14 protein-coding genes are annotated in these 23,230 nt (G+C 68.9%); 6 read left to right on the top strand and 8 right to left on the bottom strand.

Annotated features, from left to right (window positions below):
- Nucleotides 1-117: 117 nt before the first annotated feature.
- A complete protein-coding gene (locus ACZ6YV_RS18260) occupies nt 118-1,023 on the top strand; it encodes an Lrp/AsnC family transcriptional regulator (protein WP_465510713.1) in 906 nt (301 codons plus the stop codon).
- On the opposite strand, the gene ACZ6YV_RS18255 is transcribed toward ACZ6YV_RS18260, so the two are convergent.
- The 3 genes from ACZ6YV_RS18255 to ACZ6YV_RS18245 are packed head-to-tail and all read right to left on the bottom strand — an operon-like array spanning nt 1,020 to nt 4,528.
- Nucleotides 1,020-2,555, bottom strand: a complete 1,536-nt coding sequence (locus ACZ6YV_RS18255; RefSeq protein ID WP_465510712.1) for an AMP-binding protein — start codon at nt 2,553-2,555, stop codon at nt 1,020-1,022. The genes ACZ6YV_RS18260 and ACZ6YV_RS18255 overlap by 4 nt on opposite strands.
- A gap of 16 nt (nt 2,556-2,571) precedes the next feature.
- Complete coding sequence (locus ACZ6YV_RS18250; protein WP_465510711.1) at nt 2,572-3,699, bottom strand: DUF5938 domain-containing protein; 1,128 nt, start codon at nt 3,697-3,699, stop codon at nt 2,572-2,574.
- Between the two features lie 25 nt (nt 3,700-3,724).
- Complete coding sequence (locus ACZ6YV_RS18245; RefSeq protein WP_465510710.1) at nt 3,725-4,528, bottom strand: SDR family NAD(P)-dependent oxidoreductase; 804 nt, start codon at nt 4,526-4,528, stop codon at nt 3,725-3,727.
- A gap of 163 nt (nt 4,529-4,691) precedes the next feature.
- Here ACZ6YV_RS18245 and ACZ6YV_RS18240 point away from each other — a divergent pair, with 163 nt between their 5' ends.
- The 3 genes from ACZ6YV_RS18240 to ACZ6YV_RS18230 all read left to right on the top strand — a co-directional run bounded on the left by ACZ6YV_RS18240 (nt 4,692) and on the right by ACZ6YV_RS18230 (nt 8,112).
- Nucleotides 4,692-5,315 carry a TetR/AcrR family transcriptional regulator gene (locus ACZ6YV_RS18240; RefSeq protein WP_465510709.1) on the top strand — a complete coding sequence of 208 codons (624 nt, stop codon included), beginning with the start codon at nt 4,692-4,694 and terminating at the stop codon, nt 5,313-5,315.
- A 161-nt stretch (nt 5,316-5,476) separates the two neighbouring features.
- Nucleotides 5,477-6,223, top strand: a complete 747-nt coding sequence (locus ACZ6YV_RS18235) for a hypothetical protein (protein WP_465510708.1) — start codon at nt 5,477-5,479, stop codon at nt 6,221-6,223.
- Between the two features lie 635 nt (nt 6,224-6,858).
- Complete coding sequence (locus ACZ6YV_RS18230) at nt 6,859-8,112, top strand: HNH endonuclease signature motif containing protein (RefSeq protein WP_465510707.1); 1,254 nt, start codon at nt 6,859-6,861, stop codon at nt 8,110-8,112.
- 402 nt (nt 8,113-8,514) lie between these two features.
- On the opposite strand, the gene ACZ6YV_RS18225 is transcribed toward ACZ6YV_RS18230, so the two are convergent.
- From ACZ6YV_RS18225 to ACZ6YV_RS18205, 5 genes are all read right to left on the bottom strand, one after another.
- Nucleotides 8,515-9,003 (bottom strand): tyrosine-protein phosphatase, encoded by a 489-nt coding sequence (locus ACZ6YV_RS18225; protein ID WP_465510729.1) that lies wholly within the window; start codon nt 9,001-9,003, stop codon nt 8,515-8,517.
- Nucleotides 9,004-9,130: 127 nt separating this feature from the next.
- A complete protein-coding gene (locus ACZ6YV_RS18220) occupies nt 9,131-10,012 on the bottom strand; it encodes a pyridoxal-phosphate dependent enzyme (protein WP_465510706.1) in 882 nt (293 codons plus the stop codon).
- Between the two features lie 14 nt (nt 10,013-10,026).
- A complete protein-coding gene (locus tag ACZ6YV_RS18215; RefSeq protein ID WP_465510705.1) occupies nt 10,027-16,809 on the bottom strand; it encodes a non-ribosomal peptide synthetase/MFS transporter in 6,783 nt (2,260 codons plus the stop codon).
- Nucleotides 16,810-16,825: 16 nt separating this feature from the next.
- Entirely contained in the window at nt 16,826-17,809 is a 984-nt protein-coding gene (locus tag ACZ6YV_RS18210; RefSeq protein ID WP_465510704.1) for an aldo/keto reductase, read from the bottom strand.
- Nucleotides 17,810-17,825: 16 nt separating this feature from the next.
- Nucleotides 17,826-21,065, bottom strand: coding sequence for a non-ribosomal peptide synthetase (locus ACZ6YV_RS18205; protein WP_465510703.1), 3,240 nt, complete (start codon nt 21,063-21,065; stop codon nt 17,826-17,828).
- A gap of 126 nt (nt 21,066-21,191) precedes the next feature.
- Between ACZ6YV_RS18205 and ACZ6YV_RS18200 the strand changes: the two genes are divergently transcribed.
- Nucleotides 21,192-22,031 carry a hypothetical protein gene (locus ACZ6YV_RS18200; protein WP_465510702.1) on the top strand — a complete coding sequence of 280 codons (840 nt, stop codon included), beginning with the start codon at nt 21,192-21,194 and terminating at the stop codon, nt 22,029-22,031.
- The gene (menC, locus tag ACZ6YV_RS18195) at nt 22,028-23,140 is read left to right on the top strand and encodes an o-succinylbenzoate synthase (protein ID WP_465510701.1); all 1,113 of its coding nucleotides are present in this window, start codon (nt 22,028-22,030) and stop codon (nt 23,138-23,140) included. Before ACZ6YV_RS18200 ends, menC begins: the two co-directional genes overlap by 4 nt.
- Nucleotides 23,141-23,230 lie beyond the last annotated feature (90 nt).

Below are 23,230 nucleotides of genomic sequence, written 5' to 3'. Positions count from 1 at the left end.
GTACGATCGATATGCGAGGGATCGAGCGCATAACGCTTTATCTCTGCTGTACAGGGCACCAATCGGCCGGTGATATGGTTCCGTTCGCCGTCGGAAACTCAGCAGAGGAGAACCGCCGTGGACGACGCGTTGGTCGCGGCTTTGCGCGCGGACGGCCGGATGAGCGTGGCCGATCTGGCCAAGCGGACCGGTGCGTCACGCTCGGCCGTGTCGGCCCGGCTGGAGCAGCTGAAGGCCGACGGTTCGCTCAACGTGGTCGCGGCGGTCCATCCCGAGTTCCTCGGCCTGACCGCGTACGCGCATCTCGCGATCCGTACCTCAGGCCGGTCCCAGGCGACGACGGACGCCATCGCGGCGCTGCCCGCCGCGGCGTTCGTTTCCGCGGTGAGCGGGGAGTACCAGACCGTCGCCGAGCTGCGCCTGCCCGATTCCCCGGAGCTCTACCGCACGGTCGCGGACATCCGCGGCCTGCCGGAGGTGGAACAGGTCAACACGCTCGTCTACGTGGACGTGGTCAAAGGCCTGTTCATGCCCGGCCGTCCGCTGCCGCCCTGGTTACGGCTGGACGACCGCGACCTCGCGATCATGCTGCGACTGCAGGCCGACGGACGGGAGAGTTTCGCGCGCACCGCCGAACACGTCGGGCTGTCGCCGTCGGCCACCCGCACCCGGGTGCGCTACCTCGTGGAGCACGACGTCATCAGGATCGCGCCGGTGCTCAGCCGTGCCCGTCCCGACGCCGGCCTGGTCTGCGGGATCGGCCTGAACGTGCGCGGCGCCGGGGACGCCGTGACCGCGGCGCTTGCCGCGCGCGATGACACCGAGTTCCTCGCCAGGACCATCGGCCGGTTCGACGTCGTCGCCACCATCGCGGCGCAGTCCGCCCGCGACCTCGACCGGACGCTCGAGGAGATCAGCGGCCGGTCCGATGTCGTGTCCGCGGAAACGTGGGTGCACCTCCGCATCGCCAAGGAACGCTACGAGTGGCCGTTGCCGACGGCGGAGGAACTCGCGCGCCGCTAGCCGTTGTCCAGCAGGGCTTTCCGGACCTCGGTCTTGAGTACCTTGCCGATCTTGGACCGGGGGAGATCCGGCCAGATCAGGATCTCCTTAGGGGTCTTGATGCTGCCCAGCCGTTCCTTGACCGCGGCGCGGAGCTCGCTGGCCGGTGCTGTCCTGCCCGAATGGAGCTGGACGACGGCGGTGATCTGCTCGCCCCATTTCTCGTGCGGCAGGCCGATCACCGCGCAGTCCTGCACCGCCTCGTGGGCCATGAGCGCCTGCTCGACCTCGGCCGAATAGACGTTGAAGCCGCCGGTGATGATCATGTCCTTGGCGCGGTCGACGATGTAGAGGTAGTGATCCTCGTCGAGGTATCCGATGTCGCCCGTGTGATGCCAGCCGTGCGCGCTCGCTTCCGCTGTCGCGGCGGGGTTCCGGTAGTAGCCGGGCATAACCAGGGAGCCGCGGACGACGATCTCGCCGCGTTCGCCGGGCGGGAGCAGCTCTCCCGTGGCTGACATGATCGCGACCTGAGTGAGCGGGGTGGGCTTGCCCGCCGAGGTGAACCTTTCGAGGGCGAGAAATCCGTCGGGATGGACGTGCTCGGCGGGGGAGAGGGTGGAGATCATCATCGGGGCTTCGCTCTGCCCGAACAGTTGGCCGAAGACCGGGCCGATCCGGGTGATCGCTTCGGCGAGTTTGGTGGCCGACATCGGCGCGGCGCCGTACCAAAGGCATTGCAGTGAGGAGAAATCGGTGTCGGCCAACGCAGGGTTGTCGAGCAGGAGGTAGATCAGTGTCGGCGGCAGGAAGGTGTGCGTGATCCGGCGGCTTTCCACCAGGGCGAGGAACTCGCCGAGATCGGGGGAGGGCATGACCACGATCTCCCCGCCGAGTGTCATGACCGGGAAGCAGAGCACGCCCGCCGCGTGCGTCAGCGGCGCGAGCGCCAGGTAGCGCGGTCGCCCGGTGAACGGATAGCTCATCAGCGTGAGCGCGGACATCGTCTCGACGTTGAGGCCGTCGAGCATCACCGCCTTGGGGCGGCCGGTGGTGCCGCCGGTGCCGACGAGCATGACCAGGTCGTCCGGCGGCGTCTCCTCCCACGGTTCGGCGTCGACGCCGTCGAGCCACTCGGAAAACGGGACGGCGCCGGGTATCTCGCCGTCGAGACAGACCACAGTGGACAGTTTCGGCAATTCGGGGAGCATCCGGGAGACGAGCGGTGCGAAGGACTCCTGCACCAGCAGGCAGGTGCAGTCGAACAGGTCGAGCAGTTCCCTGTTCTCGGCCGCCTCGTTGCGCGGGTTGACCGGGCACCACACGGCGCCGGCCCGGCTGATGCCGAAGACACAGCCGAACGACAGGGGATCGTTCCCGGAGAGGATCGCCACCTTGTCGCCGGGGCCGACGCCGGACCGGGCCAGTGCCCGTCCCACCCGCCACGACAGCTCCCGCACGTCGCCGTAGCTGAGGGATTCGTCGCCCATGGTGAGGCACGGTGCCGCCGGATCGAGGGAAGCGCCCTTGTCGAGGTAGTCGGTCAATCGCACGCGCTCGTCCTTCCGGTCAGCTGTGAACGGTCATGACCGGATTCGAAACCAGCCCGAAGCTCCGCAGCACACCGAGCAGTTCGCGGTGGCCGAAAGCCTGGCATCCGGAGGCGAAGCCGACCCGCTTCGGCGGCTGCTGCAGCAGAGAATAGGCGCCGTAGGCCTGCATGAGCCCGGTCTGCTTGTAGTTACAGGTGCCGTGGATGACGCAGTGCGCGCGGCCCAGCGGACCGGAGGCGTGCACCGAATCCAGCGAGGTGTTGAGCCGCTGGTTCTCACGCGGCGGCATCTCGTCGCGGACTGCGGCAGCCTGTTCCGCCAGCACGCGGAGTTTTTCTTCCAGCGGCAGGTCTTTCACCTGTTCCAGCACGGCCGCGACGATCTGCGGCACACCCTGCATGAGCGCGCGGTCGAAGACACCGCCGACGGCCTTGACGTTGGCCACGCGGGCATCGTTCTTGAACCAGACCGGATGTGACGTCCCGCCCCAGGGCAGGGCCAACCCGGTTTCGTGATGGCCGGGCACGGTGACGTCCTGCAGGCCGCCGTCCGCGGGCCAGGGCAGGTACTCGTTCTGTTCGAGGTAGTACGCGGCCGACAGTGCGGCGTTGACCAGGATGGTCTTGGTGGAAGCGACCGTGGGATAGCCCTTCCAGAACACCAGGATGTCCAAAGTGTCCAGTCCGGGGGTCTCCAGGCACAGGTTCGCCGCGATCTCGCCGGTGGTGTACATCTGGGCGATGCCGGGGGAGAGTAGAAGGCCTTTCTCCGCCATCTGGGCGCCGTAGCGTTCCTCGGCGGAGATCAGCCAGTCCTGTTCGCCGGTGGTGTCGAGGTAATGCGTTCCGGTGCGGAGGCAGGCTTCGACGACCTCGTGGCCGTACTCGCTGAACGGGCCGACGGTGTTGCACACGACCTTGGCGTCGCGGAAAAGTTCGGTAAGCGCTTCGACGTCGTGCGAGACCTCGACGACCTCGTGGTCGATGGTGTCGAGGCCGGGAACGCCGTCGATCGCTTCCTGGAGCCGGGCCTTGTCGCGGCCGGCGGCGATGAACGGGACGTTGTACTCGCGCAGGTACTCGCAGATCAGCCGTCCGGTGTAGCCGGAGGCGCCGTAGACCACGACGGGCTTGGGGCTGCTCATGGTGATTCCTCTCGGTTGGTGCTGGTCACATGCCCATGCCGCCGTCGACCGGGAGCCCGGCCCCGGTGATGAAGCGCGCCGCGTCGGAGGCGAGGAACACGACGGCGTCGGCCATGTCCGCGACCTCGCCGAGCCGTCCGGCCGGGGTCTGCGCGACGACGGCGCCGATGGCGTCCTCGACGCTGGGGAACAGGCCGACGTCGACGACGTCCTGGGCGAGCCGGCTGCCCATCTGGGTGGGTACGAGACCGGGGTAGACGCAGTTGACGCGCACGCCGTAGCCGAGCTTCCCGGCCTCCATCGCGGCCACCCTGGTGAGGCGGTCGACCGCGGACTTCGTCGCCGAATAGCCCGCGATACCGGGGAAGGCGATGGTCGCGGCGACCGACGAGATGTTCACGACGGCTCCACCGGCACCCGCGGGGCCACCCGGCCGCATCGCGCGGAAGGCGTGCTTCACGCCGAGCGCGGTGCCCAGGACGTTGACCTCGAGCATCTTGCGCACGTCGGCGGGGTCCAGCTCGGCGACGAGCCCGGTGATCTCGACACCGGCGTTGTTCACCACGATGTCCAGCCCGCCGAGTTCGCCGATGACCGCGGCGACCGCCTGTTCCCAGCTCTGTTCGTCGGTGACGTCCAGCCGGACGAAGCCCGCGTTGGCGCCTTTTTGCTTGATCTGATCGGCGGTGGCGCGCCCGAGTTCCTCCTGGACGTCGCCGATGACCACCGAAGCGCCTGCCAGGGCGAGCGCTTCGGCCATTCCAGCTCCCAGGCCCTGCGCTCCGCCCGTGACCAGGGCTTTCCGGCCCGAAAGGTCGTACAAACCCATGGACTTCTCCTCCTTGAGACGGTCCGCGGTTGCGGTGTGGGTCACATCCTGAGCCAGTTTTGGACAGTCGTCAAGATTTTCTTGGACAGATGTCAAGATTTCCGCGACGCTAGACTGTGGGACCCGCGGCAGGCGCGGGCTCCCGGACCGACAGGAACTCGTGGTGACCGAGACGAGCGAGCGGATCGCACGCCGGAGCGTGGACAAGTTCGCCCAGCGCAGGGCGGAACTGGCGGAGTCCACGCTGCAGGCGCTGTCCGAGCTGGGGTACGCCAGGACGAGCCTGCGGGAGATCGCGCAGAAGTCGAACTTCTCGCACGGGGTGCTGCACTATTACTTCACCGACAAGGTGGAGCTGCTGACCTACGCTGTCCGCAAGTTCGAAGAAGTGTGCGTGACCCGCTACGACGAGGCTGTGGCCGCGGCGAGCTCGGCCGAGGACCTCGAGCGGGGCTTCGGTGCCGCGATGGCGGGCACGTTGCGGGCCGACGCCGTGATGCACCGGCTGTGGTACGACCTGCGGAACCAGAGCCTGTTCGAGGAGGCTTTCCGCGCCGACGTGCTCGAGATCGACAACCAGCGGCAGGCGATGATCTGGCGCGTCGTGGAGCGCTGCGCCGAACTCGCCGGCGCGTCGCCTGTCGTGACACAGCAAGTCGCCTATGCCGCTTTCGATGGCCTGTTCCAGCAGGCGTTGCTGCATCATCTCGCCGGTGAGGAGAGCGCGGCGGACGGGCTCGCGGAGGACGCCGCGTCGCTGCTCGGGCGTTTGGTGGCCGGCGGCTGACGTCGTGCCGTGACAACGGAAGCCTTGTAACACCTGAGAAGTCGCGACGACTCCTGTGCGGAGCCGTCAGCTGACGAAGGGGACACCGGGTGATGTCACGGAAAAGCAGACGCAGGACAAGGCCGGCGCCTCCGCCCAAATGGTATGCCTCGCCGCTGTTCGTGACGATCGTCAGCTTCGTCGGTGTCGCCGCGAGCGTGATTTCCGTTCTCCTCGCGACAGCGGCTCTCGACCAGGACTCCGCCGCGCTCGACGTCTCGCTCACCTCGAAGCTGCGAATCGTCTCGTACGAAGCGACTTCCCTCGACAAGATCCCGATGAAAGTGTCGGAAGGCGAGGACGATCCGGCGTCCGATGCCTCGATCAGTGCCGCCGCGGTGGACGTCGCCGTGGAGAACCTTCACGACCAGTCGGCGTTGATCACCCGGGTCGACGTCGAGGTGCGGGCCGTCTACGCGCTGCGGGCCTGCGGCGGCGGCCCGCTCAGCGCCACCGCCAAGTTCGACATCCTGATCCCGACCGACCGGAAAGTGGTCGGCCAGGTTTTCGGGCAGGACAAGATGTTCGAGGTCGAGGGCAAGCGCAAGGATCGTTTCGCCGTCTCGGTGGGACCGGAGCTGATGGTCGAGAGCGATCTTGTCCAGATCTTCCACGTCGACCTCCTGCTCCGGCTCCAGTCCGGGGAAACGGTGCGCGCCGACGACATCATGCTCGTCCCGCCGGGTTCCGCTCAGAATGACGATCGCATTGTGACCACGTTGGGGACCGCGAAGACCGGCTTCAGCGGATCACCCGCGTGCCTGCGCGGTGCGCGCGCCATGGTCGATGCGGCCATGGCTGCGAAGGCGGCGAAGCAGTCTCCTCGGCTTGCTGCGCTTCATGCCAAGTTGCACGCTGTGGGGTATTGAGGCGCGTTCGGTCGGTGGCTTTGATCGCCTCGCCGTCGTAGAGGAGGGTGAGCTGTCCCTGTGCGTCGCGCAGGCTCACCATGTCGGTTTCGCCGTTCGCTGCGGGCCGCCAACGCCAGACCGAATACGGGCGCCGCGTGAAATCCCGGTCGCGCCCTCCGGATTGCAGATTCAGTCATGTGCCCAGGTTGCTCTCGAGATTGCAGATGCCGTCGGCTCCACTGTCGTTGTAGGCGAGAAGCGCTCCTTGATCGGCGGTTGCTCCGACTCTGGCGCCTGGATGCCATCCCTGGGTGGGTGGCAGGTTCTCCGCGTAGCCTCGGGCGACTTTTCCTTCAGGGTCTTGGTGAGAGCGGATTCGAGCTGCTCGGCCGGTGACGTCACTGCGTACTGGTCTCCTTCTTGTGCGGATCTTTGGTCCCCGGTTGCACCTTCGCTGGTGCTCGGGGGTGGGCGTATCGGGGAGATTCCCTGAGTTTCGGTGTTGTCCATAAGCGCTTACTCAATGGTCTTTGGTGTCGCTCCGGGTAGCGGATTCGTTCTGGCGAAATCACTCTTTAGGTGTCGATGCTCCAGTTTCGTTGTTACTTAAAATTACGAACACATGTTCGACTTGAGTGGCGTATTATGGAGGGGTGTCCGAGACTGTTCTTCCCGAGTTGCCGCAGGAGCTGTGGCGCGCTGGCAAGCTGGAGCTTGCCCATGGCGTGCAACAGTTCCTGCAGGTGATGCGGGTCGCCTCCGCCGGACTGGGGCAGTACTTGGCGGAGGTCGAGTCTCGGGGCGTCAAAGACTTGTTCGGGTATGGGTCGACGGCGGCGTGGTTTGCTGATATGGCGGGGTTGTCGCGGGGTGAGGCTCGGCCGGTGGTGGCTCAGGCGATCGCGATGAACCCGACCCGCGCCCTGGACGGCACGGAGATTCCGGCGGTCGCGCCCGCTACGGGTGCTCTCGCGGCGGAGGGGATGATCGGGGCTGAGCGCATCGCCCAGATTCTGGAGATCCTGGGACGGATCCCGCCGGACACGTCTGTTGAGGATCGGGTGAGTGCGGAGAAGATCCTGTCCGATCTGGCTCGTGGTGCGGGGCCGCGGCAGGTGGCGGATGCCGAGCAGCGGATCATGGGCTGGCTCGACCCGGACGGGAACGAGCCGAAGGAGCCTGAGCCGAAGCAGCCGCGCCGCGAAGTCACCTTGGAGCGCCGTAAGGACGGGTTCTGGAAGCTGAACGGCCTGCTCGATGATGAGACGGGTGCCCGTACGGCGGCTGCGCTGGAGGCGTATGCGAAGCCTCGCCCGACCGACGAGTTCGGGCAGGTAGATCCGCGATCCAAGGATGAACGCCAAGGCGATGCGTGGGCCGAGCTCCTCGATTTGGCGATCGCGTGCCCGGACCAGCCCGGCACCAACGGCTACCGAACCCTCGTGCACGTCACCATCGGGCTGGAAGAACTCAAGTCCGGGATCGGGAAGGCGTGTCTCGACTTCGTCGGGACCATGACCGCTCGCGAAGCACGGATGGCCGCCTGCGACTGCCTCATGCTCCCCGTGGTGATGAACGCTGCCGGTGAGCCCCTCGATGTGGGGCGGCTACGACGGTTCGTCACCCCAGGTCAGCGCCGGGCGTTGAACATTCGTGATCGGGGTTGTGCGTTTCCTGGGTGTCATCGACGGCCCAGGAATTGTCACGCTCACCATATTGAGCACTGGGCAGACGGTGGCCCCACGGATCTTCGTAACTTGGTGCTGGTGTGCGGTTTTCATCACCGGCTGATCCACCACGGGGACTGGGAAGTCCGGATGGCGGCCGATGGGTTACCGGAGTTCATTCCGCCGCAGTATCTGGATCCGTTACGAAGAACCCGGCGCAACATCCTTCAGCGCGCCTGAACCCCTGCATGACCCGAGGAGCCCGCCAGCCAACACGGCGACGGGCCCCTCGCCATGCCCCAGACCGCGCCGGGTCAAGCGGGTCGTGAGTGGCGATTCGAGTCATGGCCAAGGATGTCTTCGGTACCTACCAGGTTCTGGCTGCGGTTGATCGCAGGTCGGTCCGTGAAGGCCTCCTTCCCTACCCTGACGGTAGGCACGGAGGCCGTTCCTACCTTTGTGATCGCCCCAGCCCCACCAGCAGTCACAGCGGCTGCGCATGAAGGGGGCCTTCACGTACTGCAGGCGACCAGGGTGCCGCACCGTGCGGGGGCCCAGAACCTCGTGGGTGATAAGTCGCGTTAGAACGACACTTGCCACTCACGACCAACCCGCCCGGCCGCACCAGCGCTCGTCACCGTCTTATCCCACCAGCAGGCGGTCCTCTACCTGCTGGAGCTGGGTACCGGTCGCTCCGCCCGCCAGCAGGTAGGCGCGCACGCCGCCATGACGGTCATCCAGGTGGGCCAGTGTCCGGAGGATGGTGTCGCCGCGACAGCCATCCGTGAGCGCGTAATCCGCGGCGATCGAAGCCGGCGGTACGCCCGCGACGCTCAGCGCAAGCGCTACGAGTACCCCTGTCCGGTCTCGTCCGGCGCTGCAGTGCACCGCGAGCGGGCCGGGCGGCGCGTCAGCGATCTGAACGAAGACTTCGGTGATGCGGCGTTGGTTGTCGCTGGTCATGGTCCGGTAGGCGTCCGGCATGGTGGTGCCTTGCTCGGTCAGTTCGGCGATCAGCGGCTCGTTGCGGTACGCGGGATCATCGGCGAACGGGCTGGGGTCCGCAGTCGTTTCTCGCGGCCATCGGAGGTCCAGTATTCGGCTGATCCCCACGGTGCGAACTGCCGCTATCCCGTCGGTGGTCAGCTGACTGTGGCTGCCTGAGCGGAGAAGCGCGTCGGAGCGGGCCCGCGGACGCGAGCAGGCCGCCGACGTCCAGGCTGTCGGGGCAGCCCTTCCACACCAGCGTCGGACAGCCTCACCGACCGCTCAACAGAACGATCTGATTCCCCCTGACCAAACCCGTCCGAACGTACGCCACCAGCCCGGCCAGCGCCGCCGAACCCGCCGCGCCGACCTCAGCGCCATGACGCGCCAGCAGGGCTTGAGCCGCAAGGAGTTCGTCGTCGTCCACGGCGTGCACCGTACCGCCGGAGCCGTCGATCGCGGCCAGCGCGTCGGGTCCGTGCAGGGCGTGCCAGTTCACCAGGGGCTCGTTGTGCTCCGTGGTGACGACGGCGTCGCGAGGCAAGACCCGGTACGGGCCTGGCCAGCTCGTCACGATCGGGTTGTTGCCGGGGGAGCCGACGCCATGCAGGGCCATCGGCCAGCCAAGCGCCCGAAGCCGACGGTAGGCTGCGACGATCGTCGTGCCGTTCCCGACCGGGATCCACAAGGACGCCGGAGCCGGGCCCAGTTCCCGATACAGGGACTCGATGACATCGCCGTGTCCCTCGAGGATCACGTCCTTGTAGGGGCCGTCGACGTTGCCGTCCATCGCCGCTGCCGAGAGCGCCAGGCGGTGCGACGCATCGACGGCGTCTTCGTAACCGCCTGGTACGAAGTGGACGTCGGCACCGGTCGCGGCGGCGAAGGCGCCACCGTCGCCCCAGTCGGCGGGCAGGACGACGGTGCAGCGTATGCCTGCCGCCGCGCAGGCCGTCGCCATCGCCCGTCCGTAGCTGCCGCATGAGCCCACGACGACCCGATCGTGGCCTTCGGCGACGGCGCGAGCCACGATCGCGCGGGCGGCGGGTTCTTTGTGGCTGCCGGAGGGGTAGTGGGTCTCGTCCGCGAGGAACACGCGGATTCCCGGCAACAGGTCGTCCGAGGGGGCGAGACTGGATGTCCGAGGCAGCACGGAACCGTTCCCTTTCACCGGTTGTGGGCAGCGAGCAGTTCGTCGGCCTCGCGCTGCAGGTCGTCGCGTGTGCCGATGTTCGCGGGCGGTACGGCGTCGGGCAGTTCGTCCTCGATGAGCCGTAGCCGGGCGTTGAACCAGCCGCGGATCGCCCATGCCAACTGCAACAGTCCACTGAGGACGATCAGCAGCGCGAGGCCGCGGCCCGGCGAGTCCAGCAGCGGCTGGACGAACCGTTCGGCCAGCGGCCCGACGACGAGGTAGCCCAGCGGCATCGTCAGCATCATCAAGGTGATGAACAGGGACAGGACACGGCCCTGCAGTTCGAGGTTGACCTTGCCCTGGATGATCGCGATCCAGTGACCGTCGGCGAGGGATTCGCCGAAGCCGACGAGGAACATGCCGGCGATGATCAGCGCGGGCGAGGTCGTGATCCCGACGAGGATCATCGCGACGCTGCCGATGCCCATCGCGATGAGCATCCCGTGGCTGCGCCGGGCTGTCCCGCCCCAAAGTCCCATCACGACGCTGCCGGTGAGCCCGCCGACACCGCCCGCGCCCAGCGCCACACCCAGCACCGAGGCGGGTTGCTCCACCAGCAGCATCGGCGTGATCACGGCGAAGCCCAGCGTGTAGAAGACGTGGTCGATGACGAAGAACCGGAGGGCGGCGCGCAGGCCGGGACGGCGGGTGATGAACTGCCAGCCGTTCCGGATCTCCGTGCGGAGGTTCTCCTCGCGCCGCCGGAACAGCAGGTTCGGGAAGCGGACGAACACCAGCGTCAGCGCGCCCGCCGCGAAGGTGCCCATGTCGACGAGCAGGACGCCGCTGATCCCGATCGGGCCGATCAGCGCGGCGCCGAGCATGGGGGAGAACACCAGCCCGACCCCGACGCCGAGCTGCCCGATCCCGCTGGCGTGACCCAGATAGCGCTTCGGCACCAGCTGGGCGACGGCGGCGAGGTAGGCGGGCCGCTGGAACGCGCCTGCCACCGAAGTCACCGTCACGGCCAGGTAGACGTGCCAGAGGTGCAGGCCGTCGGACAGCATCAGGAAAGCCAGCGCCGCCATCGAAAGGCCCGCCATGCTGTCGCTCACCAGCATGACCCTGCGCCGGTCCCACCGGTCGGCGACGGCGCCGGCGAGCGGTCCGGCCAGGATGCCGGGAAGCAGTCCGATCGCGCTGACCAGGGCGAACGAGGTGATCGAGCCGGTCTGCTGGAGCACCCAGATGCTCAGCACCAGGGTGCTCAGCCCGCTGCCGACCATCGACAGCAGCTGCCCGAACGCGACCACCGCGAACTTGCGCAGATCGGGTTCCGCGCTCGTCACCGGCGCCTGTTCCTCGGCGACGGGGTGCCCGGAGACGAACCCGGCCAGCGCCTCGGCGAGCGGTTCCGCGTGGCTCTTGAGGAAGAAGTGCCCGGCCTGCGGCAGAACGGCGAGCCCGACGTCGCCTTCGGTGAAGTGCCGCCATTCCTGACGGCGTTCCTGGTAGTGCTCGGTGACCCGGTCGCGCGCGCCGACGACGGTGAGCACCGGCGCCTTCAACGGCTCGAAAGCCTCCCGGTACGCGGCGGTGAAGTACTCCTCCGCGTCACGCGCGTCGTGGCGCACGTTGCGGAGCACGAAGGCTTTCTGCCCGTCGTCGTCCAGGTCAGTGAAGCCACCGCGCGCCCGGAGGTACGCGAGATACTCCCGATCCGAGGTGAAGCGATCGACCGGGACATGCCGGTAGATCCAGTCGAAGACCCGCCCCGGTAGCCGTGCCGTGGGGAACCCCGCGCCGAGGGCGACACCGGCCACGGACAGGCCGGCGGCCTCCGCCTGCCGTGCCACCTCGACGGTGAGCGCGACACCGAGACAGTGTCCATAAAGGAGGATCGGGCCGTCGATCGCCCGCAGTTCCTCGACGATACGGCCGGAGACGACGGCGATCGGCTCCAGCTCCTCGTCGGGTCTGGAGCGGTCGTGGCCGGGCAGTTCCGCCGCGTGGAGCGCCCAGCCGGACGGCAGCGCGTCGGCGAGCGGCTGATAGGCGACGGCGCTGCCGCCGGAATAGGGCACCGCCACGACCGTGTGCCCGCCGACGGCCGCGTCCGTCGCGGTCAGCCGGTGCAGCAGCCGTCGTTCGGCAGGCTCGGTTCCCGAACGCGAGTCGAGGTGCGCGGCCAGCCGACGGATGGTGGCGTGCTGGTACAGCTCGACCAGGCTGGGGGAGGGCTCGATCCGCCGGACGACCTTGAGGGCGGCGAAGGAATCCCCGCCGAGGGCGAAAAAGCTGTCGTCGATGCCGGGATCGGTGACGCCGAGGACGTCCGACCACGCCGCCGCGATCCGTTTCTCGGTGTCGGTCCGAGCCGTCGCGCCGGTGGAAAGCGGCCCACCACCCGAAGGCGCGGGCAGCGCGCGCCGGTCCAGTTTCCCGTTGGGCGACAACGGAAGACCCGTCAGGGTGAGGATTCGCGCGGGGACCATTTGCGGCGGTAGGCCGACGGCGAGCGTCTCACGGTAGACGGCTTCGTCGGCGTCCGTGCCGTCGCGGGTCACGACATAGCCGACGAGCTGCGTGCCATGCGGAGCGGCGGCGCACGCCACCACGTCGGGCAGCGCGGCGAGCGCGGCTTCGACCTCGCCGAGTTCGATCCGGTAGCCGTTGACCTTGACCTGGTCGTCGAGCCTGCCGAGGAAATCGACCGTACCGTCGAGGTGGAACCGGGCCGAGTCACCGGTGCGGTACATCCGGGCGCCCGGTCCGGCGAACGGATCGGGCACGAACCGCTCCCCGGTCAGCTCGGGCCGCTCGTGATAGCCGGGAGCGACGCCGAGACCGCCGAGGTACAGCTCACCGATGACGCCCGCAGGCACCGGCTGACCATACGAATCCAGGATGTAGACCCGGTTGTTCGGGAAAGGCCGCCCGATGGGCAGCGGCGCGTCGTCGACGAGATGCTCGGCAGAGCCTTCGAAGCAGACGTTGTCGACGGTGACTTCGGTGACGCCGTAGGAGTTGACGACGCGGTTGCCCGGCCCGACGAGACGCCTGGCGAGCTGGAACTCCTTGACGTGCCACTTCTCGCCGCCACCGATGAGCAGGTGGACGAACCCGAGATCCTGTCCGCTGCTTTCGGTGTGGTCGAGCAGCGCGCGCAGTACCGCGGGCACGAGTTCGGTGCAGTTCACCCGCTCGGTCCGCATCAACGCGAGGAGATCGGCGGGATCGAGCAGGGTTTCCCGGGGTGCGACGACGAGACGTCCGCCGCTGAGGTGCGCCCGCAGGGTCTCGCCGACGAACATGTCGAAAGAGAAACTGGCCGCCTGCAGGTACGTCCACTCAGGACGGAGCCGGTAGGCCTGCCGCCACATTCCCGCCGCGTGCACCAGGTTCCCGTGCGTGACGACGACGCCCTTGGGCCTGCCGGTGGACCCCGAGGTGTAGATGACGTACGCGGGATCGTCGGCCGCGGTGACCAGCGGCAGGTCTGTGTCGTCGTCGGGGAGGTCCTCGGCGAGGTAGTCCGCGTCGATGACGGCCGTCGGCCCGCTGTCGGCCAGCATGTACTCGAGCCGGTCGGCGGGGTAGGCCGGATCCAGCGGTACGTAGGCGCCACCAGCCTTGAGCACCGCCCACATCGCGGTGAAGAGCGCTATACCTCGGTCCAGAATGATCGCCACCCGATGGCCGGGCCGCACCCCCTCGCCGCGGAGCCGCCGGGCCAGCCGGTTGGCCCGGCGGTTGAGTTCGGCGTAGCTGACGGTGTCGCCGCCGACAGTGAGCGCGGGCGCGTCGGGCGTCGCGAGAGCGTGTCGCTCGAACAGCTGGTGCACGGCGGTCGCGTCCGGTACCGGGGCGACGATGTCGTTCCAGCCGTCCACGATGCGACGGCGCTCGACGTCGGTGAGCATCGGGAGCCGAGTGACCGGTGTCGTCGAGTCCGCGGTCGCCGCCTCCAGCACGGTCAGGAGATGATCGAGGACGGCTTCGGCCCGTGCGCCGTCGAAGAGTTCGGTGGCGTAGTCGGCGTGAAGGACCGCGCCGTCGGCGGGGAAATCGAGCGCGATCGCCAGGTCGACCATCGTGGCGGACGGCGCCAGCTCACCGGCATAGCGCAGGATCGGGTCACCGGGCGGCGGGGTGTTGTGCACCGTCAGCATGACCGGGCTCAGCCGCTTTGTTCCCGGCCGGGCCAGCGCGGTCACCAGGTCGGGCAGCGCCAGATCCTGGTGGTCGAGGTCGCCGAGCACGGCGTCCCGCACCCGCGCGACGAGTTCGGGGAACGACGGCTCACCCGTCACGTCGCCGCGCAGCGGTAGGACGTTCAGCGCGGGACCGATCAGCGAGGCGAGCTCGCCCGCCGACCGGCCGGCCACCGGCGACAGCACGGTGACGTCGGTGTGGCCGGTGTAGCGCCGCAGAACGACCTGCATACCGGCCAGTACCACCATGAACAAGCTCGCTCGCCGCTCACCGGCGTACGCGCGCAGCCGCTCCAGGAGAGCGGGGTCGAGCGGCCGGACGACGCGCTCGGAGGCGTAGGTGCGGGCGGCCGGACGAGGCCGGTCGGTGGGCAGTTCGAGGTCGAGTTCGGCGCCCTCGAACCGGTCCCGCCAGTACGAGACGAGCGGTCGGTCGTCCTTCGCCAGAGCGGCCCTGGCCGCGAGGTCGGGAGCGGGAAGGGCGGGCGGGAGAAAGGCGTTCGCGTACAGCGCGGCGAGTTCCTGGCCCAGGACGCCCGCCGACCAGCCGTCGAAGGCGAGGTGGTGCACGATCAGGACGAGTTCGCCGCTGTCGAGGAACGCGTGCGCGACCGGGCCGTTCCGGTAGTCGATGCCGCCGCGATCCGGCTCGCCGAAAGTCAGCGGCACCGTCGCTTCCGGCTCGATGACCATGCTCGGTTCGGTGCCGTCGTCGGGAAAACGCGCTCTCAGCAGCGGATGCCGTCGTGACAGTTCGGCGAGGGCGGCGATCAGCGCCGCGATGTCGACCTCTTCCGCCCAGCGGTACCGGATTCCCAAGGTGTAGACAGGAAGCTCGGCGCACAGCTGTTCGGCGATCCAGTAGTCGCGTTGCATCGGGCTCAGCGGGTGCGGGACCCCTTCAGCGAGTCCCGGGACGATGGCTTCGGTCGCGCCTGTCGCTCCGGAGATGACCTCGGCGAGCGCGGAGACGGTCGGATCCGCGTACCACCTGGTGAGGGTCAGTTCCGCGCCGTGCCGCAGGCGCAGGGCGGCGATGAGGCGGACCGCGTCCAGCGAATCACCGCCGAGGGAAAGGAAATCGTCGGCCACGCTGGTGACGGCGCCGCCGAGGACCTCCTCGAACAGCCGGGCCGCGGACCGCTCGGCCGCCGAAAGACCGCTGTCGTCGGCGTGGTCGGACGGTACCTTCGCCGCCAGTGCCGTCTTGTCGACTTTCCCTTGGGGTGTCAGCGGAAACCGATCGTGCCGGACCAGGACGGCCGGGACGAGATGAGCGGGCAGGACGTCGCCCAGTGCGCCCCGCACCGTCGTGAGGTCGGTCGTGTCCGTGATCAGATGCCCGATCAGCCGGGCCCGGCCGGTCCTGTCGTCGACGAGGACGACGGCGTCGGTGATGCCGTCCAGCTCGCGAAGGGCCGCCTCCACCTCCCCGGGCTCCACCCGGTGACCCCGGACCTTGACCTGATCGTCGAGCCGCCCGAGGAACTCCAGCTGCCCGTCCTCGGACCAGCGGACCCGGTCGCCCGTCCGGTACTCGCGGCCCCACTCCGGACTCGTCACGAAACGCTCGGCTGTCAGCTCCGGCCGGTTCAGATAGCCCTCTGCGACGCCGATCCCGCCGATCAGCAGCTCGCCGTCGTCGCCGATCCGGCAGGTCACGCCCGGATGCGGGGTCCCGATCGGCACCACCTCGCCGGACCATTCGGTCACGTCGGTGGCCGTCGCGCCCACCGTGGTCTCGGTCGGCCCGTAGCTGTTGAACAGCCGGGTCGTGCCGCTCACCGCGGCCTGCCACCGGCGGACCGCGTCGGGCCGCGCGGTCTCCCCGCCGATGATCACGCACCGGATGCCCGCCGGAACGCCCGCCTCGCCGCGATCGAGCGCCGCGACCAGCTCGTGCCAGTACGCGGTCGGCAGGTCCAGCACGGTGATCCCGAGCGCGCCGCAGCGTTCGAAGAACAGGTCCGGCCTGCTGATCATGTCGTCGTCGCGCAGGACGAGGGTGGCGCCCCGGATCAGCGTGCTGAAGATCTCCTCGACGCTGGTGTCGAAGCTCAGCGACGCGAACTGCAGGATCCGGTCGCCCTCGGCGAAGGCGAACCTGTCCGCGAAGGCGTCGGTGAAGTCACGCAGCGAGCGGCGGCCGATCAGGACGCCTTTCGGACGGCCCGTCGAACCCGACGTGAAGATGACGTACGCGGGCTCCGTGTGCCGCGAGCCGCCGGACAGTGGGACGACGCCGTCGGCCGTGATCAGCGCGCTGGGCCGCGTCTCCTCGACCATCATGGCCAGCCGCGCCTCCGGATAGACCGGATCCAAGGGCACGTAGCCGGCTCCGGCCCGCAACACCGCGAGCAGGGCCACGATCGCGTCCCGGCCGCGCGGCAGCCGGATCCCGACCAGGTCTCCCGGTCGGACGCCGGCCTCGGCCAGCCTGTCGGCCATCGCGGCGGCCAGGCCGACGAGGGTTTCGTAGTCCAGCTCGCCGTCGGCGTCGGCCAGCGCAGCGGCATGCGGCGTCCGGACGGCTCGGCCCGCCAGGGACGCCCAGACGTCGCCCTCCACTGTGGACAGTGGTGGCTCGTGAGTTCGGGTCACCGGTTCTCCTCGGACTTCACATGGACCAGTGCGTGGGTTTCCGGTCCCAGCGGTGGGCGCGCAACGCGTCGAGCAGCTCTGGCGACAGCGGCGCGGCACCGGAGACCGCGAGGTTCGACCGCACGTGCTCGGGACGGCGCATCCCCGGGATCACCGTGGAGACGGCCTCGTGCCGCAGCACGAAACGCAGCGCCAGTTCCGGCATGGTCATGCCCTCGGGGACCAGTTCCCGGAGCGCGTCGACCCGTTCGACGGTGGGTGGCAGGTTCTCCGGTCCGAAGTAGACGGCACGCCAGTCCTCGGCCGGGAAAGTGGTGCCGGCGTTCAGGGTCCCGGTCAAGGATCCTTCGTCGAACGGGACCCGCGCGATGATCGCGATGTCCTCTTCGAGCGCGCGCGGGAAGAGTTCGTCCTCGGGAGCCTGGTCGAAGACGTTGTAGATGACCTGGATGGCGTCGACCAGCCCGGTGTCGAGGGCGGCGAAGCAGTTCGTCGGCTCCCAGCGGTTGACGCTGATGCCGAAACCGTCGATCAGGCCTTCGTCCTTGAGTCGTGTGACGACCCGCTGCCAGCCGGGTTCGGCGGCCCAGCGGTCCTCCCAGACGTGAAACTGCAGGAGATCGATCCTGTCGACGTCGAGGTTTTCGAGGCTCCGTTTGGTGTATTCGAGGACGTGGTCGACGGGGAAGACGTCTTCGAGCGTGTCCTGCGGCCGCGGCGGCCACTCGCGATTGAGCGGCGGCACCTTGGTGGCGAGCCGCATCTCGGCATCGGGACGGCGGCGGCGCAGTTCGCCGAGCAGGCTTTCGGACTTGCCGCGTCCGTAGACCCAGGCCGTGTCGAAGAAGGTACATCCCAGCTCGACGGCGAGATCGAGGGCATCCGGTGCGATGTCGTAGTTCCACCCGGTGAAGCCGCCGGGACCGCCTCCGATTCCCCACATGCCGTAGCCGACTTCGCCGACCTTCCAGCCGAGCCGTCCCATGGTGCGCTGCCGCATCCGTGTCTCATTTCTCTCAAACACTGGCTGGTTCCTTCGGCCGGGCGGCGGAAGTGGTGAACAGCGCTGGGTTGTCCTGCAAAAGGTTCTCGAGTACCTCGCGGACGGCCGCCTCGTCGGCGGCGCGCCCGTCGGCGCGGTGTTCGATGATCGCCAGCAGCAGGCCCAGTTCGCCGTCACCGGCCGCCGCCGCGGACCGGAGACGCGCGAGGAAACGCAGGCAGGACACGTGATCCGCGCCGACGGTCAGCTCGTCGAACCGCACGGTTCCCGGGCTGTAGACGTGCAGCGCGCGCCCCAGTACCGCCGGATCCTGGACGGCCTCCACGACGGTCCGCGCGACCGTGTCGACAGGGCTGTAGTCCGACCGGATCGCCGCCGCGGGCACCGACCCCAGCCGCTGGAAAGCGGTGAGCAGCAGGTGGGTCAGCGCCGCCGGGTTCGGGACCGCGACGTCGGTCGCGGGCATGACCTCGCCCAGGCGCAGCACCGAAACCGGGAGATCGACGGCGGCGCGCACCAGCCGCTCGCCCGCCCATTTGGACAGGCTGTAGCCGCTCGACGGCGGGGTCACGTCAACGATGTCGACGTCCTCGGTCACCGCGTGCTCGCTGATCAGGGCGTGGTCGTACAGCACGCCGAGCGTCGAGATGTAGTGCAGCGGGATGCCGCCCGCCGCACGGGCGAAGCGGATCACCTCCGCGGTGCCCAGCACGTTGGGCTCGCGGTGCATGCGGTAGTCGTACAACAGGTTGACCAGGGCACCGGCGTGGACGATCAGGTCGCACTCCTCGGCGAGCGAACGCCAGCGCGGCGCCGTCAGCCCGAATCCGGTCCGGGCCAGATCGCCCGCGACCACGGTGATCCGCGCGGCGTGGCGCTCGTGCTCCAGTCGCTGCGCGTCGAGCGCCGCCAGAACCCGTTGCCGCGCATGGGAATCGTCGCGACCGCGGACCAGGCAGCGCACCGTCAGACCGGTGCTTTCGAGCAGTTCGTGCAGCAGCCGTGCCCCCACGAACCCTGTCGCGCCGGTCAGCAGCACCGTGCACGCCGCCCGGTCTCGCTTGTCGCGCAACGGGGTGCGGACCGTGCTGAGGCTGGCGAGGTCGGCGGTGACCAGGTCCGACGAGGCCGGAACGCGGTCTCGCCGCGCGATCAGATCACGCAGGCCGGCCGCCGTCGGATGCTCCGCGAGGTCGCGCACCCCGACGTCCACCCCGAACCGGTCGCTCAGTTCGACCACGGCCGCGACGGCCTGCAGCGAGTTGCCGCCGGTCGCGAAGAAGTCGTCGTCGACCGCGAGATCCGGGCACCGCAGCGCGGTTCGCAACACGGCCAGCACGGGATCGGCGTCCGGGTCCGGCCTTGCTTCGGGCCGTTCGACCAGGCTCGCCAGACGGCGGCGGTCGATCTTGCCCGCCACGGTCAGTGGCAGCTCACCGACGACCACTCCGCGCCGCGGCAGGCTGCCCCGGGGCAACCGGCTTCGCAGATGCGCGAGCACTTCCCGGGAGTTCGCCGTCCCGGTGGTGACGAGCACCAGTTCGCGGTCCACGACGAGCGCGACAGCCCGCAGCACTCCTTCGCAGGACACGGCGGCCGTCTCGATCTCGCCCGGCTCGATCCGTACTCCGCCGATCTTGATCTGGTGGTCGATCCGTCCGCCGAAATGGAACCGGTCTTCGGTGTCGCGGTGTCCGAGGTCGCCGGTGCGGTACATCGGGCCGGACGCGGAAGTGAAGAAACGTTCGGCGGTGCGGCCGGGTTCGCCGTGGTAGCCGGCGCCGACACAGGCGCCGCCGATGACGATCTCGCCGGTCGCGCCCGGCGGCAAGGGCCGTCCGTCGACGTCGACGATGATCGCGACGCAGTTGTCGATCGGCCTCCCCAGCGGCACGATGTCACCGTCGTGAGCCTCCACTTCATGAAAGATCATGCCGATGGAGGCTTCGGACGGGCCGTAGGCATTGCTGATCCGCAGTCCCGGGAGCAGTTCCCGCAGGCGGTGCACGTCTTGCGGGTTGATCTGCTCGCCGCCGACGATGAGGTGACGCAGCGAACGCAGCCTGCCGACCGTGGCGGGCCGTTGCCTCAGCAGGGCCAGCAGCGCGCTCAGTACCGCGGGCACGAAGTCGGTGACGGTCACTTCGTGGGCTTCGATGAGGTCGATCGTGTGCTGCAGGTCGTGATGGTCCCCGGTGGCCGGGACCACCGTCGCGCCGCCGGTGGTCAACGGCCAGAAAAGCTGCCAGAACGCGGAATCGAACGTGTGCCGGGTGTTCTGCAGGACCACTTCGCGGACGGCGGGCTCGCCGAACCAGCGGTCCATGAACGCCAGCCGGTTCGTCAGGCCGCGGTGGAGATTCACCGCGCACAAGGGCGTTCCGGTCGTGCCGGAGGTGTAGACGCCGTAGACGATGTCGTCAGGTCCGGGATCGGGCAGGTCTTCGAGACTTCCGCCCTCGGTGAGGTCGACGAGGATCGCCCGGTCGCGGTGGGCGGCGGGGACGTCCGCGACGTCGGCGCACAGCACGACGGGCGCGTCGAGCAGGTCCAGCACCTGCGCGATCCGCTCCTCGGGCCAGCGGGGATCCACCGGCACGTACCCGATCCCGGCGATCATCGCCGCCGCCCAGGACACCGGCAGTGCGAGACCGTCCGCGACGAGCACCGGGATCAAGGTCCCGCTTTCCATTGCCACGGAACGGATCCGGGTGGCCAGCGCGTCGGCGAGCGAGACGAACCGCTCGTAGGTCAGCGTTCCATCGGCGGCGTACACCGCCACCGTGTCCGGCTTGGCTCGGGCGACCGCGCGGATCCGCGCCGGGACACCGCGATAGGGACCGTGGTCGACCTCGGTCCTGGCGAGCACCGCCGCTTTCGTGGCTTCGGACAGGCCGTCGAGGCTGCCGAGATCCGCCGCCGGATCGGCCAGCACCTCGCCCAGGAGTTCTCCGAGCATCTCCGCGACGGCGGACGCGGCGCGCTCCCACACGTCGCCCGGCGGGCAGCGCAGCTCGATCGACAGCAAGCCGGGGGAGTCGATCCAAGCGTGCGCGACCGGTCCGGCGGCGCCGTCGGAGACGCTGTGGGCGTAGACGGCGACGCCCGTGCGGCCGAACGTCGTGGCGGACAGGACGAGGTCCCGATCCAGACGCCGGGCCACTTCGGCGAGTGCCTGGGCGGCCGCGTCCGTCAACGGGACCTCGGGTCTGCGCGGAGCGTGACGGCGATACTTACCCCATCCGAGGGTCATGTCGCCCAATCAAGTGAGCGCAGGAATCCGTTGCACTGACAGGAGATAACGTTTGCCCGAACTCGATCTGAACGATGATCGCGATGCCTGTTAGGTCACCCTTTCGTTGATCGAAGATGCAGAATCGTGGATCTCAGCGCGCGGACGAGCGCGGCGAAGGCCGCCAAGAAGTCCGGTGTCCGGATAGCGGCACTGGAATCGATGGCGAGTGCGTTCGCCTGCGAGCGGTTCCTGAGCGAGGTGTGGCGGACCGGTCCGGACCATCCGCCGATCGCCGCGGACGTCATCAAGGCGATGGCCGACGCCGGGAGTTACGTGGCGGGCGCGTTCGAGGGGGACCGGCTTCTCGGCGCCTGCGTCGGACTGTGGGGGCCGCCCGGACGCCCGGGGATGCACAGTCACATCGCGGGCGTCGGCTCCGAGGCTCGCGGTCGTGACGTCGGCTTCGCCCTCAAACTGGACCAGCGGGCACACGTCCTCGAGAACGGCGCCGACCGGATCAGCTGGACCTTCGACCCGCTCGTCGCCCGCAACGCCCACTTCAACCTGGGCAAACTCGGTGGCACGGCGGACGAATACCTGACCGACTACTACGGGCCGCTGTCCGACGGGCTGAACAACGAAGACGAGTCGGATCGCCTGATGCTCCGCTGGGATCTGCTCGGCGAGCGGGCCCGGGCCGCGTGCGACGAGGACGCCCGCACCGAATCCGCCGGGCCGGTTCCGGGAGTGCTGCTGGCCATCGAGGACGATCGCCCGGTTTCCCGGCCGTGCGGCGAAGAAACGGTTTTGATCGCGATCCCGCCGGACATCGACCTTCTTCGGACGCGGCAGCCGTCGATCGCGCGGGACTGGCGACTCGCGGTCCGCGAAACCCTGGGTGCGCTGCTGGCCGACGGAGCCCGGCTGACCGGCTTCGACCGAGCCGCTTGCGGCTACGTTCTCACCCGAGGCGAGGGACGATGAAGATCGAGCGCGTCGCACTCCGGCGTATCGCACTGCCGCTGGTCAGCCCGTTCCGTACGTCTCTGGGCATCGAATACGAACGCGTGGCGCTCCTGGTGCAGGTGACCACGCTGGACGCCGAAGGCTGGGGAGAATGCGTCGCGGGGGCCGACGCCAGCTACTCGTCCGAGTACGTCGAGGGGGCCGAAGACGTCCTCCTGCGGCATCTGGTGCCACCGCTGCTGGCGGCCGAGAGCCTGACCGCGCACACCGTGGCGCCGCTCCTCGCCGGGGTCAAAGGTCATCGGATGGCGAAGGCCGCCTTGGAGATGGCCGTGCTGGACGCCGAGCTTCGCGGGCAGGGCCTGTCCTTCGCGGCCGGTCTGGGAGCCGTCGCCGACAGCGTCCCGAGCGGCGTTTCGGTGGGCATCATGGACTCGGTGCCGGAGCTGCTCGACGCCGTCGCGGGCTACCTGGCGCAGGGCTACCGGCGGATCAAGCTCAAGATCGAACCCGGCTGGGACCTCGCGCCGGTGCGGGCGGTCCGCGAGCGTTTCGGTGACGACTTGCTGCTGCAGGTCGACGCGAACGCCGCCTACACGCGCGCGGACACCCGCCACCTGGCCCGCCTCGACGACTTCGAGCTGCTGCTGATCGAGCAACCGCTCGACGAGGAGGACCTGCTCGGCCACGCTGCTCTCGGCCGGAGCCTCCGCACGCCGATCTGCCTCGACGAATCCGTGGTGTCGGCCCGTTCCGCCGCCGACGCCATCGCGCTCGGCGCGTGCCGGATCGTCAACGTCAAACCCGGCCGCGTCGGCGGCTACCTCGAAGCCCGCCGCATCCACGACGTCTGCGCCGCGTCCGGCGTTCCCGTGTGGTGCGGCGGGATGCTCGAAACCGGGCTGGGGCGGGCGGGCAACCTCGCGCTCGCCGCGCTGCCGAACTTCACCCTCCCCGGCGACGTCTCCGCCTCGGACCGGTACTACGAAACCGACATCACCGAACCGTTCGTCCTGCGGGACGGGAACCTGCCCGTGCCGACGGGTCCCGGTCTCGGGGTCGCGCCGATCCCGCACGTGCTGGACGAGGTCACGACGTCGACGAGGGAAGTCCGCGAGCCTTCGTAAAACGGTTAAAAGCCCAAGACCTTCGGAGGGATACGACGGCGGTGGGCGCTCCTATCGTCGGAGATCGATCGAAAACCGGTGAGGAGCGCG

The sequence above is a fragment of the Amycolatopsis sp. NPDC102522 genome, from assembly GCF_055584485.1.
This window is presented reverse-complemented; position numbering and strand designations above follow the sequence as displayed.